A 17573-nucleotide genomic window follows, 5' to 3' on the forward strand; every position below is an offset into this window, starting at 1 on the left:
CCGCGGGTGCACCGCGTCGTGGCCGCCCTCCGGCGAGCCGATCGCCCACGGCACCCCCACATCGTCCGGACCGGGCGAGAGCGTGTTGTTCTTGCCCTTGCGGAACGTGGTGCCGATCGGGTGGATCGGCGGCAGGTAGACGACGTCGAAGCCCATCTCCGCGATCGCCGGCAGCCGCCGCGCGGCGGTGCGGAACGTGCCGTGCGGCTGCTCGGGGGTGCCCTCCGAGCGCGGGAAGAACTCGTACCAGGACCCGAACAGCGCCCGCTCCCGCTCCACCAGCAGCGGCAGCGGGTCGGAGGCCGTCACCAGGTCGCGCAGCGGGTGCCGGGACAGCACCTCGGCCACCTCCGGCGCCAGCGCCGCCGCCAGGCGGGAGGCCGCCGGGCGGGAGGTGTCGCGCAGGCCCTCCACGGCCGCGCGCACCACGTCGCGCCCGTCGTCCTCGGGCACCCCGTCGGCCGCCCGCTCGTACAGGCGGGCGCCCTCCTCCAGCACCAGCTCGGTGTCCAGACCCGCCGGGATCTTGATCTCGGCGTGGTGCCGCCAGGTGGCGACCGGGTCGCCCCAGGCCTCCACCGTGTACGACCACATCCCCGGCGCGTCGGCGCGCACGGTGGCCCCCCAGCGGTCCGTGCCGGGGGCCAGCTCGCGCATCGGCGTGAAGGGCCCCGGACGGCCTTCCGGGTCGCGCAGCACCACGTCGGCGGCGACCGCGTCGTGCCCCTCACGGAACACGGTGGCCGAGACCTCGAACGACTCCCCGACGACCGCCTTGGCCGGCCGGCGTCCGTGCTGGACGCACGGGCGGACGTCCAGGACCGGTATGCGCCCCACGGCGGTCCCCGGGCCGTGGCCCCGGGCGCCGGCGGAGGGGTCCTCCGGGGCCGGTGGCCGGGTGCGCCCCGGGGGCGCGGAACCGGCCCGGGTGGACCGGGACGTCGGGGGTACTGACGAGTGGTGCGTGGCGGGCATGACCGCTCCTGTCCGCATCGAACGGGGGTGGTGGGCGGAGGGAAGGGGGTGGCGCGTACTGCGGGGGTCCGGGGAACGTGCGAGGGGCCGTACCTGAGGCGTGTTTCCCATGTTGCCCCGAACATGTTTCCGGAGGGTGATCTGCCGGGGAACGCGAGAGCGTGTCCCGGGACCTTCCGGAAGATGCGTCGTGCACCGCAGGAGCCTTCCCATGCTCTTCGGGTGGGCAATCCGGCACGTTGCTAACTACTCGCCCGTATGTCGACCCGTCCGACCCGCCCGATTCGAGACATCCGCAGCCGGTCCCGGCGTCGCTCAACGGACGGCCGGCACCTGGAGGAGCCTGTCCGGCGAACCGGCGCCCCGGCCGGACACCCTCCCGCGCGCCGCGGCCGCCACCAGGGCCCGCCCGACCTGGGCCGGCGACGCCTGCGGGTGGGCGCCCAGGTGGAGCGCGGCCGCGCCCGCGGCGTGCGGCGCCGCCATCGACGTACCCGAGTACACCGCGCAGCCCGTGTCGCTGCGGTGGGACGCGGAGGTGATCGACACGCCGGGGGCGAACAGGTCGACCGCCGAGCCGAGGTTCGAGGTCGCGGCGCGCGCGTCCCCCCGGCCGGTCGCGCCGACCGTGAGGGCCTCGCGCACGTCGGCGGGGGAGTGCAGGGCGGCGGCCTCGCCGTCGTTGCCGGCGGCGACCACGAAGGTGATCCCGGCCCGGATCGAGGCCCGCACGGCCGCGTCGAGCTGGGCGTTGTACGGCCCGCCGAGGCTCAGGTCGGCGACGGCCGGCCGGTGGGCGTGCCGGGTGACCCAGTCGATCCCGGCGATCACCCGGCCGGTGGTGCCCGCCCCCTCGTCGTCCAGCACCCGCACCGAGACGATCCGCGCCCGCTTCGCCACGCCGTACGTCGTCCCGGCGACCGTGGCCGCGATGTGCGTGCCGTGCCCGTTGCCGTCCCCGGCGCTGCCGTCGCCGTCCACGAAGTCCCGGCCGTAGCGCGCGCGCCCGCCGAACTCCCGGTGGGTGACGCGCACCCCGGTGTCCAGGACGTAGACCGTCACCCCGGCGCCGCCCGAGGACGGTGCCGAGAAACGGCCGTCCAGCGGGAGCCGTGGCTGGTCCAGGCGGTCCAGCCCCCAGGACGGCGGTCTGCGCTGGGTCCTCGGCGACGGCCCGGTGCGCCCGGTCCGCGGCGCGGGCCCGCCGTCCACGGCCACCCGCGTGTCCTGCACGACCGAGGCGACCCGCGGGTCCGCGGCGAGCCGGCGGGCCTGTGCCGGGGCGGCCGTGACGGCGTAGCCGTGCAGCACCGCGCCGTAGACATGGCCGATTCTCGCCCCGTACCCCTCGACGGTCTGCCGGGTGTCCGCGGAGTCAGAGCGCACCCCCTCCCGCAGCGACACGAGGTAGCTGCCGCGGACCGACCCCGGTGCCCCGGCGCCCACGACGGTCCCCTCCGGTACGGCGTGCGCGGGCAGGGTGACGGCCGACAGCGCCGCGGCCGCGACCGCTGTGATCAGCCCCCCTGCCCGGCGCGGGCGCCCGTTCCGCGTCCGAGCCATGCTGCGCGTTCCCTCCCTCGACGCGACGCACACCGCCCTGTGCCGGGTGCGTCCGGGGGGAAGCCTCTCGTGCCCGGACGAACGCCCACAAGACGGCCCGGGGGGAGGAAACCGGCCTGATCGGCCGCGTGCGCCCCCGCATGCGCCACCCCGTCACCCCCGAGACGCCCCCACCAACCCCGAAGTAACCACTACGGTCGGGGGTGACGACGAGGACGCACAGCGCCGTGTGTCCCTCCGCACGCGCGACGAGGTGGAATGTGAAGGCGATCCGTCGATTCACCGTCCGACCCGTTCTCCCGGAACCCCTGAGGCCCCTGAGCGACCTAGCGCGCAACCTGCGCTGGTCCTGGCACCCGGAGACCCGTGACCTGTTCCAGTCCGTGGATCCAGAGCGCTGGGCCGCCTCGGACGGTGATCCCGTACGGCTCCTCGGCAGTGTGCGCCCCGCGCGCCTGGCCGAGCTGGCCGAGGACCGCCGCTTCCTGCGCCGGCTCGGCGCGGTCTGCGACGACCTGAACGACTACCTGACCGGCGAGCGCTGGTACCAGGCCCAGCCCGGCGGACTGCCCGCCGCGATCGCCTACTTCTCGCCCGAGTTCGGGATCACCGCCGCCCTGCCGCAGTACTCCGGCGGCCTCGGCATCCTGGCCGGCGACCACCTGAAGGCGGCCAGCGACCTCGGGGTGCCGCTCATCGGCGTGGGCCTGCTCTACCGGCACGGCTACTTCCGCCAGAGCCTGTCCCGGGACGGCTGGCAGCAGGAGCACTACCCGGTGCTCGACCCCAACGAGCTGCCGGTGAGCCTGCTGAAGGAGGAGGACGGCAGCCCGGCGTACGTGGCGCTGGCCCTGCCCGGCGGACGCCGGCTGCGCGCCCGGATCTGGCTCGCCCAGGTCGGCCGCGTCCCGCTGCTGATGCTGGACTCCGACGTCGAGGACAACGACCCCGGCGAGCGCGGGGTGACCGACCGGCTCTACGGCGGGGGCAGCGAGCACCGGCTGCTGCAGGAGATGCTGCTCGGCATCGGCGGCGTGCGGGCGGTGCGCACCTACTGCCGGCTCACCGGTCACCCGGCGCCCGAGGTGTTCCACACGAACGAGGGACACGCCGGTTTCCTCGGCCTGGAGCGGATCGCCGAGCTGTGCGACGAGCAGCGGCTCGACTTCGACTCCGCCCTGGAGGCGGTGCGGGCCGGCACCGTGTTCACCACCCACACCCCGGTCCCGGCCGGCATCGACCGCTTCGACCGCGAGCTGGTCGCCCACCACTTCGGGCCCGACGCCGAGCTGCCCGGCATCGACGTCGAGCGCGTCCTGCGGCTCGGCATGGAGACCTATCCCGGCGGCGAGCCCAACCTGTTCAACATGGCGGTGATGGGCCTGCGGCTCGCCCAGCGCGCCAACGGCGTCTCGCTGCTGCATGGACAGGTCAGCCGGGAGATGTTCTCGGGGCTGTGGCCTGGCTTCGACCCCGAGGAGGTGCCGATCACCTCGGTCACCAACGGGGTGCACGCCCCGACCTGGGTCGCCCCGGAGGTGTTCCGGCTCGGCGCACGCCAGGTCGGTGCCCAGCGCGCCGAGGACGTGCTGAGCCTCGGCGGCTCCGAGCGCTGGGACGCCGTGGCCGACATCCCGGACCAGGAGGTCTGGGACCTGCGGCGCGACCTGCGCGAGCAGCTCGTGCAGGAGGTGCGCTCCCGGCTGCGGGCCTCCTGGCGGCAGCGCGGCGCCGGTACCGCCGAGCTGGGCTGGATCGACTCCGTGCTCGACCCCGACGTGCTGACCATCGGCTTCGCCCGCCGCGTCCCGTCGTACAAGCGGCTGACGCTGATGCTGCGCGACCCGGACCGGCTGATGGAGCTGCTGCTGCACCCCGAGCGGCCGGTGCAGATCGTGGTGGCCGGCAAGGCGCACCCGGCGGACGACGGCGGCAAGCGGCTGGTGCAGGAGCTGGTGCGGTTCGCGGACGACCCGCGGGTGCGCGGGCGGATCGTGTTCCTGCCCAACTACGACATGGCGATGGCGCAGAAGCTCTACCCCGGCTGCGACATCTGGCTGAACAACCCGCTGCGCCCGCTGGAGGCGTGCGGCACCTCCGGCATGAAGGCCGCGCTCAACGGCTGTCTCAACCTCTCGGTGCTGGACGGCTGGTGGGACGAGTGGTTCCAGCCCGACTTCGGCTGGGCGATCCCCACCGCGGACGGCGCCGGCACCGACCCGGAGCACCGGGACGACGTGGAGGCGGCCGCCCTGTACGACCTGCTGGAGCAGCGGGTCACCCCGCGCTTCTACGAGCGGGGCCGCCAGGGGCTGCCGGACCGCTGGATCGAGATGGTCCGCCAGACCCTGATGCGGCTCGGCCCGAAGGTGCTGGCCGGGCGGATGGTCCGCGAGTACGTCGAGCGGCTCTACGCCCCGGCCGCCGTGGCGCACCGCGCGCTGGACGCCGACACCGCGCGGGAGCTCGCCGACTGGAAGGAGCGGGTCCGGGCCTCCTGGCAGCAGGTGACCGTCGAGCACGTGGAGACCTCGGCGGCCGCCGCCACCGCGGAGCTGGGCAGCACCCTCGCGCTGCGCGTCCACGTGCGCCTCGGCGCCCTCGGCCCCGACGACGTGGAGGTGCAGGCCCTGTCGGGCCGGGTGGACAGCGAGGACCGCATCACGGAGGCGGTGACGGTCGCGCTGAAGCCGGCGGGCGGCGCCGACCAGGAGGGCCGCTGGGTGTACGAGGGGCCCCTCACCCTGGACCGCACGGGCCCGTTCGGCTACACGGTCCGTGTCCTGCCGGCCCACCGGCTGCTGGCCTCGGCCGCGGAGCTGGGCCTGGTGGCGGGCCCCTCGCAGGAGCTGGTCGAGGCGGCGGGTGTGCTGATGCGGTGATCGCCTGAGGCGGTCAGGCGGCGTCCTGCGGCGCGCACAGGCGCCGCAGGACCGTCCCGCAGCGGCGGGCGTACGCCTGCTGCAGGCCACGGGTCGCCGGGCCGCCCGCCTTGGCGTACCACTTGGCCGGGCGGCTGAAGGCGGTGACCGTCAGCCAGACCGTGCCGTCGCCGGTGCGGTCGACCACGAAGGACTCCTCGCCGCACTCGGGGTGGCCGCCGAGCGTGCCGTACGCCCAGCCGGCCCGGCGGGGCTCGGACACGGTCCACACCACACGGCACGGGGCCTTGATCATGCCGGCCAGGGTGACCGTGACGTCGACGCCCGGCTCGGCCCGCTCGGCCGTGGCGTCGATGCCGACGCCCAGCTCGCGGTGCATCTCCCAGGTGAGGACCGCCTCGGCGGCGCGGCGGAACAGCGCCTCGCCCTCGCCGATGCGGGTGCGCACCTGCATCGGGCGGAAGCCGGGCGGGCAGCCGGCGGGACCCTCACGGGTCGCGCCGACGGCTTCGTAGGTGAAGGCCGGGGACGTCGAGGACATGGTGCCCAAGCGTACGGCGGCACCCGGAAGCCTGGGCTCCTGGGTGCCGCCGTCGTTCAGCCACCGGCCGACTAGTTGACGTTGACCGCCGACCAGGCCGCGGCCACCGCCTTGTACTCGGCGCTGGTGGAGCCGTACAGGGCCGACGCCGCGTTCAGCGTCGCCGTGCGGGCGCCCGCGTACTTGGTGGTCGAGGTCATGTACGTGGTGAGCGCCTTGTACCAGATCTGCAGCGCCTTGGCGCGGCCGATGCCGGTGACCGTCGAGCCGTTGTACGTCGGCGAGTTGTAGCTCACGCCGTTGATGGTCTTCGCGCCGCTGCCCTCGGACAGCAGGTAGAAGAAGTGGTTCGCCACGCCGGACGAGTAGTGCACGTCCTTGCTGCCCACGGAGGAGGACCAGTAGTCGGCCGAGCCGCCGTCCTTGCTGGGCTTGTCCATGTAGCGCAGCGGGGTGCCGTTGCCGTTGATGTTGATCTTCTCGCCGATGAGGTAGTCACCGGCGTCGGAGGCGTTGCCCGCGAAGAACTCCACGCCCGTGCCGAAGATGTCCGAGGTGGCCTCGTTCAGGCCGCCGGACTCGCCCGAGTAGTTCAGGCCCGCCGTGTTCGAGGTGACGCCGTGGCTCATCTCGTGGCCGGCCACGTCCAGCGAGGTCAGCGGGTGGGTGTTGCTGCTGCCGTCGCCGTAGGTCATGCAGAAGCAGCTGTCGTCCCAGAACGCGTTGACGTAGCTGCTGCCGTAGTGGACGCGGGAGTAGGCGCCGACGCCGTTGTTCTTGATGCCGTTGCGGCCGAACGTCGACTTGTAGAAGTCCCAGGTCTCCTGCGCGCCGTAGGCGGCGTCCGCGGCGGCCGTCTGGTCCGTGGAGGAGCTGGAGGCGGCGCCGGTGCCCCAGATGTTGTCGGCGTCGGTGAACAGGGTGCCGGTGCCGGAGGTGCCGCGGGCCAGGTTGTACGTCTTGTGGCCGCCGCGCGTGGTGTCGTACAGCTGGTACGTCGAGCCCGACAGGTTGGTGGTCAGGCTGACCGTGCCGGAGTACAGGGTCTTGCCGGTGCCGGTCGCGTTCTCGACGCCCTGGTACTCGTAGAGCTTCTTGCCGGTGGCGGCGTCGGTGATGACGTGCAGCTGGTTCGGGGTGCCGTCGTCCTGGAAGCCGCCGACGACCGTCTCGTAGGCGAGGACGGGGGTGCCGGAACCGGCCCAGATGACCTTGCGGGCGCCGTCGGCCGCGGCCTTGTCGGAGCCCAGGGTCTTGGCGGCGCCCAGCGCCTGCTTCTCCGCCGCGCCGGCGGCGATCTTCGGCGTGAGCGAGGAGACCTTGATGGCCGCCTTCGTGGCCTTGGTGACGCCCTCGGCCTTGCCGGCCTTCGAGGTGTGCACGACGAGGTCGCCGCCGAGGACCGGCAGGCCCGCGTAGGTGCGCTCGTAGCGGGTGTGGACGGTGCCGTCGGCGTCCTTCACCACGTCCTTGACGACCAGTCTCTCCTGGGCGCCGAGGCCTATCTGCTGGGCCGTGGTGGCCGCTTCGGCCTGGCGCTCCTGCAGCAGCGAGGTGCGCGCGGAGGCGGACAGCTGCACCGGGGCGGCGAGCGGGGTCGCCGCGGCCGTGGCGTCCGCCTGGGCGGCGGCCGTGCCGGTGGTCACTCCGGTGGCCAGCAGCGCACCGGCCGCGACGGCGGTGGCGATGGCCAGCGTGCTGCGCTTGTGACGCATGGGGAGGGGAGACACACAAGCTCCTTCGTGGGGGAGTCCGGCTCAGTCGTGGGGCGGCCGACCGGGATCTGAGTGAAGTTGTGCGGCGGGTGAGAGGAAGCCTGACAGCAGGTCGCGTACATGTCATGACCCCCTCGTGATGTTGGCCGAAAAGTGACTGTCCGATGAACGTTGCGGGAATGTGAACGCCCGTCACCTCGGTAAAACGCCAACAGGCCGTCGGCAAGGCCCTGGCAAAATACGGGCGTCGCCCCGGGGGGCCGGACCCCCGGGGCGACGCCTTGTACGAGTGCCGCGACCTGGCCGTCTACGGGAAGGTCAGGCTCCAGGAGTTGATGTAGCCGGTGTCCTGCGCCGCCTGGTCCTGGACCCGCAACGCCCAGGTTCCGTTGGCGACTTCGGAGGACGCGTCGACCGTGTACGTGGCCTGGACGTTGTCCGCGGAGTCGGAGGAGCTGAAGCTCTTCAGGCGGTACGCCGTGCCGTCCGGCGCCACCAGGTCGACGACCAGGTCACCGCGCCAGGTGTGCACGATGTCGACCGCGACCTGGAGGTTGGACGGCGCGTTGCCGGTCCGGCCGGAGACGGTGATCGACGACGTGACCGCCGCGCCGTTGTCCGGAATCGATACGTCGGCCGTGTTCTCGAAGGTGGTGCCGCCACCCCCGCCGCCGCCCGAGCGCGCCCCGACCGCGACCGCGGCCCAGGCGTCCTGCACCGCCTTGTACTCGGCGGAGGAGGTGCCGTACAGCTCGCCGGCCGCCGCCAGGGTGCCGGTGCGGGCGCCCGCGTAGTTGGTGGTCGAGGTGAACTTGGTGCTGAGCGCGCGGAACCAGATCTTCTCCGCCTTGGCCCGGCCGATGCCGGTGACCGGCAGCCCGTCCGAGGTCGGCGAGTTGTAGCTGACGCCGTTGATGACCTTGGCGCCGCTGCCCTCGCTCAGCAGGTAGAAGAAGTGGTTGGCCGGGCCGGAGGAGTAGTGCACGTCCACCGAGCCGATGCCCGAGTACCAGCTGTCCTTGGACGCCCCGTCCTTGCTGGGCTTGTCCATGTAGCGCAGCGGGGTGCCGTTGCCGTTGATGTCGATCTCCTCGCCGATGAGGTAGTCACCGACGTCGGAGGCGTTGTTGGCGTAGAACTCGACCGAGGTGCCGAAGATGTCGCTGGTCGCCTCGTTCAGGCCGCCGGACTCGCCGCTGTAGTTGAGCCCGGCCGTGTTGGAGGTGACGCCGTGCGTCATCTCGTGCCCGGCCACGTCGATGGCGGTCAGCGGGTGGGTGTTGCCCGAGCCGTCGCCGTACGTCATGCAGAAGCAGCTGTCCGACCAGAAGGCGTTGACGTAGTTGTTGCCGTAGTGGACCCGCGAGTACGCGCCCACGCCGTCGCCCCGGATGCCGCTGCGCCCGTGGACGTTCTTGTAGTAGTCCCAGGTGAGGGCCGCGCCGTAGTGCGCGTCGGCGCCCGCGGTCTCCGCGTTGGAGGCGCTGCCGTTGCCCCAGACGTCGTCGGGGCCGGAGAACAGCGTGCCGGTGCCGGAGGTGCCCCGGTTGAGGTTGTACGTCTTGTGGTTGCCGCGCGCGGTGTCGGTCAGGGTGTACGTCGACCCCGACTGGCTGGTGCCCAGCGTCACCGTGCCGCTGTACATGGTGTTGCCCGTGCCGGTCTCGATGCCCTGGTACGCGAAGAGCTTCTTGCCGGTGGCGGCGTCCGTGACGACGTGCAGCTCGTTCGGGGTGCCGTCCTCCTGGAGGCCGCCCACCACCGTCTCGTACGCGAGGACCGGGGTGCCGTCCGCAGCCCAGACCACCTTGCGCGGGGCCCGGCGCGCGTCCGCGGAGTCCGCGCCGGCGTCGGCGGCCAGGCGCAGCGCCTGCTTGCGGGCCTGGTCCGCGGGGACGGCCGGGGTGAGCGAGGCGACCTTGATGGTGGCGCGGGTGGCCTTGACCACGCCCCGGGTGTCGCCCGACTTCGCGGTGTCGACGACCAGGTCGCCGCCGAGGACCGGCAGGCCGGCGTAGGTGCGCTCGTAGCGGGTGTGGACGGTGCCGTCGGCGTCCTTGACGACGTCCCGGACGACCAGCGCCTCCTGGGCTCCCAGGCCCAGTTCCCGGGCGGTGGTCGCCTTGGCCGCGTCGGCCTGGCGTATCAGCTCGGCGCGCTGGGCGGGGGCGAGCCGCACGGACTCGGCACCGGGCCGGGCGGCCGCTGCTGCCGAGGAGGGCGCGGCGGACGCGGCGCCCGACTGCACGGCGGCCGCGACCAGGGCCGCGACGCCGACGAGGGCGGCGGCCGCGGTCCTGCGGTACGGGGTGGGGGAGGTGCGTCTGCGTGAGGACCTGCTGCTCAACACTGACTCCTTCTGCGGGCCGTGGGTCGCACGGCCGGGGGAGACCGGGCGGCGGGTGGGCCGTCCGGGCAGAACAGGACGTACACAGTGCTCGGAGAACGGCCGTTCCTGTGTCGGTGCTGTGGGGTTCCTGTGGGAGCGGCCGTGGGAAGAGTGGCAGCAGACCGCGCTTCCTGTCAGGAGCGCGTCAGAAAGTTGACCGGAAACGGTCCGTTGGCCGGGAGTTCGGGTCCGCTATGCGAACGGTTCACCCGCTGAACGGCGGTTCAGCAGTGCGCCGTTCGTCCGCCCCGTCGCCGTGCCAGGTCCGCCACAGGGCCGCGTAGGCGCCGCCCGCCGCCACCAGCTCGTCGTGCGTACCGAGTTCGGTCAGCCGGCCGTCCTCCATCACCGCCACCCGGTCCGCGTCGTGCGCGGTGTGCAGCCGGTGCGCGATGGCGATGACCGTACGGCCCCGCAGCACCGCGGCCAGCGCCCGCTCGGTGTGCCGCGCGGTCGCCGGGTCCAGCAGGGCGGTCGCCTCGTCCAGGATCAGCGTGTGCGGGTCGGCCAGCACCACCCGGGCCAGCGCGAGTTGCTGCGCCCGCGAGCCGTCGGCGCGGCAACCGCCCTGCCCGAGCCGGGTGTCCAGGCCCAGTGGCAGCCCCCGCACCCACCCGGCCGCCCCCACCGTGCCGAGCGCCGCCCACAACCGGTCGTCCGACGCGTCCGGTTCGGCGATCAGCAGGTTCTCCCGGACCGTGCCCAGGAACACGTGGTGCTCCTGGGTGACCAGGACGACCTGGCGGCGCAGCCGCTCCGGCGACAGCCCCGCTACCGGCACCCCGCCCACCGTCACCGTGCCCGCGGTCGGCGCGTCCACCCCGGCCAGCAGCCGGCTCAGCGTCGACTTGCCGGCCCCCGACGGGCCCACCACGGCCAGCCGCTCCCCGGGCCGCACGGTCAGGTCCACCCCGCGCAGCACCTCGCCGCCGCGCTCGTAGGCGTAGCGCACGCCCGTCACGTCGATCCGGTCGTCCGCCGGCACCGCGTCCCCGCCCGACCCGGCGCGCGGCGAGCCCGCCAGGCCCTCCACCCGGGCGAACGAGGCGCCGCTGCTCTGCAGTTGCTCCACCCGCATCAGGACCATGTCCAGCGGCTCGGTGAACTGCCGCAGGTACAGCGCGGCCGCCACCACCGCGCCCAGGCTCACCGCGCCCCGCCCGTGCAGCACCCCGCCCACCAGCAGCACCCCGGCCACCGGCAGGGTGTACGACACCTCCACCGCCGGGAAGAACACCGACCGCAGGTACAGCGTGTGGAACCGGGCCCGGCGCGAGGTCTCCAGCGCGTCCCGGCTCGCCGCGGTCCGCCGCTCGCGCAGCCGGAACGCCTCCACCGTCCGCGCCCCGGCCGCCGTGGACGCCAGCACCTCGGCCACCTCCGAATCGGCCGCGCCCTGCGCGAGGTACCCGGCCCGGGCCCGGCGCAGGTACCAGCGCAGCGCCCACCCGATCGGCGTCAGCGCCAGCACCCCGACCGCGCCCAGCAGCGGGTCGATCGCGAACACCGCGACCAGCAGGAACAGCGCCTGTGCCGAGCACACCAGCAGCTCCGGCCCGGCGTCGCGCAGGGTGGTGCCGACCGCCGCCACGTCCGCGGTGCCGCGCGTGGTCAGGTCGCCCGTGCCGGCCCGCTCCACCACCGACGCGGGCAGCGCCAGCGCCCGGTCCACGAACTCCTCGCGCACCCGGGCCAGCGTCCGCTCGCCGAAGCGGTGGCCGACGTAGCGCGCCCAGCGGGCCAGCAGCAACTGCGCCAGCGAGCAGACCAGGATGCCGAGCGCCAACCGGTCCACCGCACCCACCCCGCCCCCGTCGCGCACCACGTCGACGATCCGCCCGAGCAGCCACGGCCCGGCCAGCCCCGCGCCGGCGGCCAGCGCGTTCAGCGCGATCACCCAGGCGAACGCCCGCCGGTCGGCCCGCACCAGCCGCCCCGCGGCCCGCCGCACCTGCCCGGGCCCGGCGACCGGCAGCCGTCCGGCCGCCACCGCGCCCTCCTCGCCGTCGTCCGCGCCCGCCCGCCCCGTCACCGCACCGCCCCCTCGGCGTCCTGATCGGCGTCCTGATCGGTCTCCCGCTCGGTGTCCCGGGTCACCAGCGCCCGGTAGTCCGGCTCCCGCTCCAGCAGCTCCCGGTGCCGGCCCGTCGCCGCGACCTTGCCGCCGACCAGGTGGACCACCGTGTCGGCGTGGTCGAGCACCAGCGGGGACGTGCTGGTCAGCACGGTCGTACGGCCCCGCCGGGCGTCCCGCAGCCGCGCGGCGACCGTCGCCTCGGTGTGGGCGTCCAGCGCGGACGTCGGCTCCACGGCCAGCAGCACCTCCGGGTCGGCGAGCAGCGCCCGCACCAGCCGGACCCGCTGGCGCTGCCCGCCCGACAGGCTGCGCCCCTGCGCGGACACCGGTGACTCCAGCCCCTCGGGCAGCCCCTGCACGACGTCCTCCGCGGCCGCCGCCCGCACCGCCCGCGCCAGGGCGTCCGGATCGCGCTCGTGCCGCCCCGACACCACCTCGCGCAGCGTCCCGGCGAACAGGTCGGCCTCCGGCTCGGCGACCAGGATCCGCTCCCTGACAAGCGGCAGCGCCACCTCGTCCAGCCGTACCGCGCCCCAGGTGACGTCCGAGGGCGCGTACCGCCCGAGCCGGTCGGCCACGGCGGCGCCGTCCGCGGGGTGCGCCGCGGCCAGCACCGTCAGCCGGCCCGGGACGACCCGCACACCCGACTCCGGGTCGTACAGCACCGCGGGTTCGGCCGGCGGGTCGGCGCTGCCGTGCTCCGGCTCGGGCTCCAGCCGCAGCAGCCGTGCCACCCGGTCGGCGGCGACCACGCCCCGGCTGAGCTGGTAGCCCATGTCCACCAGGAACGCCACCGGGCCCACCAGCACGGCGACGTAGCCGTACACCGCGATCAGCTCGCCCACGCTGATCTCGCCCCGCGCGGCGAGCCTGGCCGCGCACCAGGTCACCGCGGCGAGGAACACCGTGGGCAGGCCCACCCCGAGCGCCTGGAGCCAGCTGGCCACCGCGCCCACCCGGTAGCCCTGCTCCCGCAGCACCGCCGAGTCCCGCCGGAAGGCGTCCGCGAACAGCCCCTTGCCGCCGAGCCCGTTGAGCACGCGCAGCCCGCCCGCGAGGTCGCCCATCCGCGCGGTGAGCACGCCCTGCCGCTCCCGGTAACCGCCCTCCGCGCGCTGGAGCCGCGCCATCAGCGGCCCCACCAGCAGCGCCACCACCGGCATCCCGAGCAGCACCACCCCGGCCAGCACCGGCGAGACCGCCAGCAGCAGCCCGGCGACCACGCCGTACACCACGACCGAGCCGACGCCCGGGCCGATCACCGTCAACGCGTTGCTGATGGTGTGCACGTCGCCCACGCCGATGGTGACGACCTCACCGGCCCCGGTCCGGCGCGGCAGCGCGGCCCCCAGCCGCACCGCGTGCCCGACGACCACCTTCACCGTGCGGAACAGGGCGTCCATCCGCACCCGGGTCATCGTCCGGTGCCGCAGGACGCTCACCCAGGAGTTGACCGCGCCCAGCACGACCAGCACCGCGGTCCACCCGGCCAGCGCCGCCGTGTCACCCGGCTCCAGCCCCTCGTCGACCGCCCGCGCCAGCAGGTACGGCGCGGCGGCCAGCAGCGCCATCCACACGCTGGCCAGCAGCGCCCCGGCCACCGACCGGCCCGCCTGGCACCGCACCAGCCACCACAGGTAGCGGGCGCCGCCGCGCCGGTCGGGCGTCCCGGGATCCTCGTAGGCGTCGATCACCGCGCACCCCCGTGTCGTCGTGTGCCGTCGATCCGTCCGGCGTCAGGCCAGGCTGTCCCGCCAGGCGCGGTGCAGGTCCGCGAACCGGCCCGTCCCCGCGACCAGTTCGGCCGGCGTGCCGTCCTCGACGATCCGGCCGTGCTCCATCACCAGGACCCGGTCGGCGATCTCCACGGTCGACAGCCGGTGCGCGATCACCACCGCCGTACGGCCCTCCAGGACCGTCGACATGGCCCGCTGCACCGCCCGCTCGCCCGGCACGTCCAGCGAACTGGTCGCCTCGTCCAGGATCAGCACCGCCGGGTCGGCGAGCAACGCCCGTGCGAACGCGACCAGTTGGCGCTGCCCGGCGGAGATGCGGCCGCCGCGCTTGCGGACGTCGGTGTCGTAGCTGTCGGGCAGGGAGCTGATGAACTCGTGGGCGCCGATGGCCTTGGCCGCCCGCTCGACCTCCTCCCGGGACGCCTCGGGCCGGCCGATGGCGATGTTCTCGGCGACCGTGCCGGAGAACAGGAACGCCTCCTGGGTCACCATCACCACCCCGCGCCGCAGCTCCCGCACCGACAGCTCGCGCAGGTCGACCCCGTCGAGCAGCACCCGGCCCGCGGACGGGTCGTAGAAGCGGGCGAGGAGCTTGGCCAGCGTCGACTTGCCGGCGCCGGTCGAGCCGACCACCGCGACGGTCTGCCCGGCCGGCAGGGTCAGGTCGAAGCGGGGCAGCACCTCGCCGCCGGTGCGGTAGCCGAAGCCCACCTGGTCGAAGACCACCTCGCGGCCCGGGTGCCCGCCCGCGCGCGGCGGCAGTTCCCGGGGCACCGACGGCTCGGGCACGGTCGGGGTCTGTGCCAGCAGGCCCGCGATCTTCTCCAGCGAGGCCGCCGCCGACTGGTAGGAGTTGAGGAACATCCCGAGCCGGTCGATCGGGTCGTACAGCCGCCGCAGGTACAGCACGGCCGCCGCCAGCACGCCCAGTTCCAGCGAGCCGCCCGCCACCCGGTGGGCGCCCCACAGCACGATCCCGGCGACGGCCGTGTTGGCGACCAGCCGCGAGCCGACGACGTACCGGGCCATCTCCAGCAGCGCGTCCCCGTTGGTGCGTTCGTGCCGCCGGTTCAGCTCCGCGAACTCGGCGTCGTTGACGGCCTCCCGGCGGAACGCGCGCACCGGCCGGATGCCGTTCATCGTCTCCACGAACTTCACGATCACCGCCGCGATGCGCGTCGACCGCTCCTGGTACACCCGGCCCGCGCGCCGCTGGTACAGCCGCACCAGCAGGTACAGCGGCACGAACGAGGCCACCGCGACCGCCCCGAGCCCCAGGTCCAGCCAGAGCAGCATCGCCGAGATGTACAGGAACGACAGCACCACGGTGACCAGTTCCTGCAGGCCCTCGCTCAGCAGCTCGCGCAGCGACTCCACGTCCGTGGTCGAGCGGGAGATCAGCCGGCCCGAGGTGTACCGCTCGTGGAAGTCGATGCTCAGCGCCTGCGCGTGCCGGAAGATCCGCCCGCGCAGGTCCAGCAGCACGTCCTGGTTGACCCGGGCGGACAGCGCGACGAACGCGTACTGCAGCACGCCCGAGACCAGCGCGCACAGCAGGTAGCCGGCCCCGACCGCGACGAGCGGCCCGGTGTCGTCGTGGTCCCGGAACGCGGGCACGGCCCGGTCGATCGCGTACGCCACCAGCAGCGGGCCCGCCTGCACGGCCGCCTGCTGGAGCAGCAGCAACAGCGTCGTCACCGTGACGCGGGCCCGCATCGGGGCGAGCAGCGAGCGCAGCAGAGCGGCGGTGGCGCCCGGGGGAGTGGGCAGGAGGTCACGGTCGAACGGGTCGCCGGCGTCCCGGCGGCGGGGCTCGGGGGCGGTGTCGTCCTCCGCGCCGGTGAGCGGCTCGGCGGGGGTGCTGGGCGCGGTCATCGGCGGTCGGCCTCCTGTTCCCCGGGCTGTCCGGACTCCCCGGACATCAGATGGGCGTACTCGGCGTTGCCGCGCAGCAGTTCCTGGTGGGTGCCGACGGCGACGATCCGGCCGCCGGAGAGCAGCGCCACCCGGTCCGCGAGCAGCACCGTCGACGGGCGGTGGGCCACGATCAGCGCGGTGGTGTCGGCGAGGACCTGCCGCAGCGCGGCCTCCACGGCGGCCTCGGTGTGCACGTCGAGCGCGGACAGCGGGTCGTCCAGCACCAGGAACCGCGGCCGCCCCACGACGGCCCGGGCGAGCGCGAGGCGCTGCCGCTGGCCGCCGGACAGGCTCAGGCCCTGCTCGCCGACCTGGGTGTCGGCGCCCTGGGGCAGCCCGTGCACGAACGCGGCCTGCGCCACGTCGAGCGCCCGCTCCAGCTCCCGGGGTCCGGCGCCGCCGCCCGCGCCCATGAGGACGTTCTCCCCGACGGTCGCCGAGAACAGCGTGGGCTCCTCGAAGGCGACGGCCACCAGGGAGCGCAGCTCGTCCCGCGGCAGCCCGGCGATGTCCCGCCCGTCCAGCGTGATCCGCCCCGAGGTGACCTCGTGCAGCCGGGGCACGAGCGCGGTGAGCGTGGTCTTCCCGCTCCCGGTCGCCCCCACCAGCGCCATGGACTCGCCGGGCCGGATGTGCAGGTCGATCCGGTCGAGCACGGGAGGGGAGCCCGGGGGAGCGTCCGGGTAGCGGAAGGTGACGCCCTCGAAGCGCAGACCGGCGCCGGCCGACCCGGCCTCCCGCCGCTGGACGGGCCCGCCGGACTCCGGCTCCTCGTCCATCACCTCGAAGTACCGCTCCGTGGCGGTCGCCGCCTCCTGGCTCATCGCGAGCAGGAACCCGATCGACTCCACGGGCCAGCGCAGCGCGAGCGCCGTGGACAGGAACGCGACCAGCGTGCCCGCCGACAGGTCCCCCTCGGCGACCTGCACCGCGCCCACGACCAGCGCGGCCGCGATCGCCACCTCCGGCAGGGTCACGATGACCGCCCAGATCAGCGCCAGCAGCCGGGCCTTGCGCAGCTCCGTCCCGCGCAGCGTCCCCGACAGCTCCCGGAACGCCCGCGCCTGACTGCGGTGCCGCCCGAACCCCTTGATGATCCGGATGCCGAGCACGCTCTCCTCGACGACGGTCGTCAGGTCGCCCACCTGGTCCTGGGCGAGCCGCGCCACGTCGGCGTAGCGCTTCTCGAAGACCACGCAGGTGACCAGCAGGGGCACGGCGGGGCCGAGGATCACCAGTCCGAGCGTCCAGTCCTGGACCAGCATGATGACCACGCCCACCAGGATCGTCACGCCGTTGACCAGCAGGAACGTCAGGGGGAACGCCAGGAACATGCGCAGCAGCATCAGGTCGGTGGTGCCCCGGGACAGCAGCTGCCCCGACGCCCACCGGTCGTGGAAGGCGATCGGCAGCCGCTGCAGGTGCCGGTAGAGGTCGGCGCGCATCTCCGCCTCGACGTGCGACAGCGGGCGCGCGACGAGCCACCGCCGCAGGCCGAACAGCAGCGCCTCGGCCAGCCCGAGCAGCAGCAGGTAGAGCGCGCCGAGCCACACCCCGCCCGGGTCCCGGTCGGCGACCGGCCCGTCCACCATCCACTTGAGCACCAGCGGGATGACCAGTCCCACGCAGGAGGCGACGACCGCGATGAACGCGGCGGTGAACAGCCGTGCCCGCACCGGCCGTACGTACGGCCACAGCCGCAGCAGCGTCCGTACGGCGGAGCGGTCCTCGGCGGGGGCCTCTTCGGTGGTTGCGCGCGTCGTCGACATCAGGAGCGA

10 protein-coding genes are annotated in these 17573 nt (G+C 74.3%); 1 reads left to right on the forward strand and 9 read right to left on the reverse strand.

Annotation, left to right across the window (positions count from 1 at the left end):
- Nucleotides 1–975 (reverse strand): maltotransferase domain-containing protein (locus tag AQJ30_RS25950; RefSeq protein ID WP_159052393.1); only part of this gene is annotated, 975 nt, incomplete at its 3' end.
- Between the two features lie 315 nt (nucleotides 976–1290).
- Nucleotides 1291–2538: a S8 family peptidase gene (locus AQJ30_RS25955; RefSeq protein ID WP_067238734.1), complete on the reverse strand. Its 1248-nt coding sequence runs from the start codon at nucleotides 2536–2538 to the stop codon at nucleotides 1291–1293.
- Between the two features lie 260 nt (nucleotides 2539–2798).
- Between AQJ30_RS25955 and AQJ30_RS25960 the strand changes: the two genes are divergently transcribed.
- The gene (locus tag AQJ30_RS25960; protein WP_067238736.1) at nucleotides 2799–5420 is read left to right on the forward strand and encodes a glycosyltransferase family 1 protein; all 2622 of its coding nucleotides are present in this window, start codon (nucleotides 2799–2801) and stop codon (nucleotides 5418–5420) included.
- Nucleotides 5421–5433: 13 nt separating this feature from the next.
- Here AQJ30_RS25960 and AQJ30_RS25965 read toward each other — a convergent pair whose 3' ends face one another.
- The 7 genes from AQJ30_RS25965 to AQJ30_RS25995 form a co-directional block, all read right to left on the reverse strand.
- On the reverse strand, nucleotides 5434–5961 hold the full coding sequence (locus tag AQJ30_RS25965) for a DUF1990 domain-containing protein (protein WP_067239269.1): 528 nt from the start codon (nucleotides 5959–5961) through the stop codon (nucleotides 5434–5436).
- 71 nt (nucleotides 5962–6032) lie between these two features.
- The gene (locus AQJ30_RS25970; RefSeq protein ID WP_211279119.1) at nucleotides 6033–7691 is read right to left on the reverse strand and encodes a M4 family metallopeptidase; all 1659 of its coding nucleotides are present in this window, start codon (nucleotides 7689–7691) and stop codon (nucleotides 6033–6035) included.
- A gap of 292 nt (nucleotides 7692–7983) precedes the next feature.
- Nucleotides 7984–10023, reverse strand: a complete 2040-nt coding sequence (locus AQJ30_RS25975) for a M4 family metallopeptidase (protein ID WP_067238740.1) — start codon at nucleotides 10021–10023, stop codon at nucleotides 7984–7986.
- 247 nt (nucleotides 10024–10270) lie between these two features.
- Nucleotides 10271–12055 (reverse strand): ABC transporter ATP-binding protein, encoded by a 1785-nt coding sequence (locus AQJ30_RS25980; RefSeq protein ID WP_067239271.1) that lies wholly within the window; start codon nucleotides 12053–12055, stop codon nucleotides 10271–10273.
- 38 nt (nucleotides 12056–12093) lie between these two features.
- On the reverse strand, nucleotides 12094–13836 hold the full coding sequence (locus AQJ30_RS25985; RefSeq protein WP_067238743.1) for an ABC transporter transmembrane domain-containing protein: 1743 nt from the start codon (nucleotides 13834–13836) through the stop codon (nucleotides 12094–12096).
- Nucleotides 13837–13878: 42 nt separating this feature from the next.
- Nucleotides 13879–15753, reverse strand: a complete 1875-nt coding sequence (locus AQJ30_RS25990; RefSeq protein WP_067238746.1) for an ABC transporter ATP-binding protein — start codon at nucleotides 15751–15753, stop codon at nucleotides 13879–13881.
- Nucleotides 15750–17564 carry an ABC transporter ATP-binding protein gene (locus tag AQJ30_RS25995; protein ID WP_067238747.1) on the reverse strand — a complete coding sequence of 605 codons (1815 nt, stop codon included), beginning with the start codon at nucleotides 17562–17564 and terminating at the stop codon, nucleotides 15750–15752. Before AQJ30_RS25995 ends, AQJ30_RS25990 begins: the two co-directional genes overlap by 4 nt.
- Nucleotides 17565–17573 lie beyond the last annotated feature (9 nt).

This window comes from Streptomyces longwoodensis, assembly GCF_001514125.1.
GTDB classification, from domain to species: Bacteria; Actinomycetota; Actinomycetes; order Streptomycetales; family Streptomycetaceae; genus Streptomyces; species Streptomyces longwoodensis.

Bases quoted from the DNA above. Each gene is read 5' to 3' on its own strand.
- AQJ30_RS25955 (WP_067238734.1), bottom strand. From the start codon at position 2,538: ATGGCTCGGACGCGGAACGGGCGCCCGCGCCGGGCAGGGGGGCTGATC.
- AQJ30_RS25965 (WP_067239269.1), bottom strand. From the start codon at position 5,961: ATGTCCTCGACGTCCCCGGCCTTCACCTACGAAGCCGTCGGCGCGACC.
- AQJ30_RS25990 (WP_067238746.1), bottom strand. From the start codon at position 15,753: ATGACCGCGCCCAGCACCCCCGCCGAGCCGCTCACCGGCGCGGAGGAC.
- AQJ30_RS25995 (WP_067238747.1), bottom strand. From the start codon at position 17,564: ATGTCGACGACGCGCGCAACCACCGAAGAGGCCCCCGCCGAGGACCGC.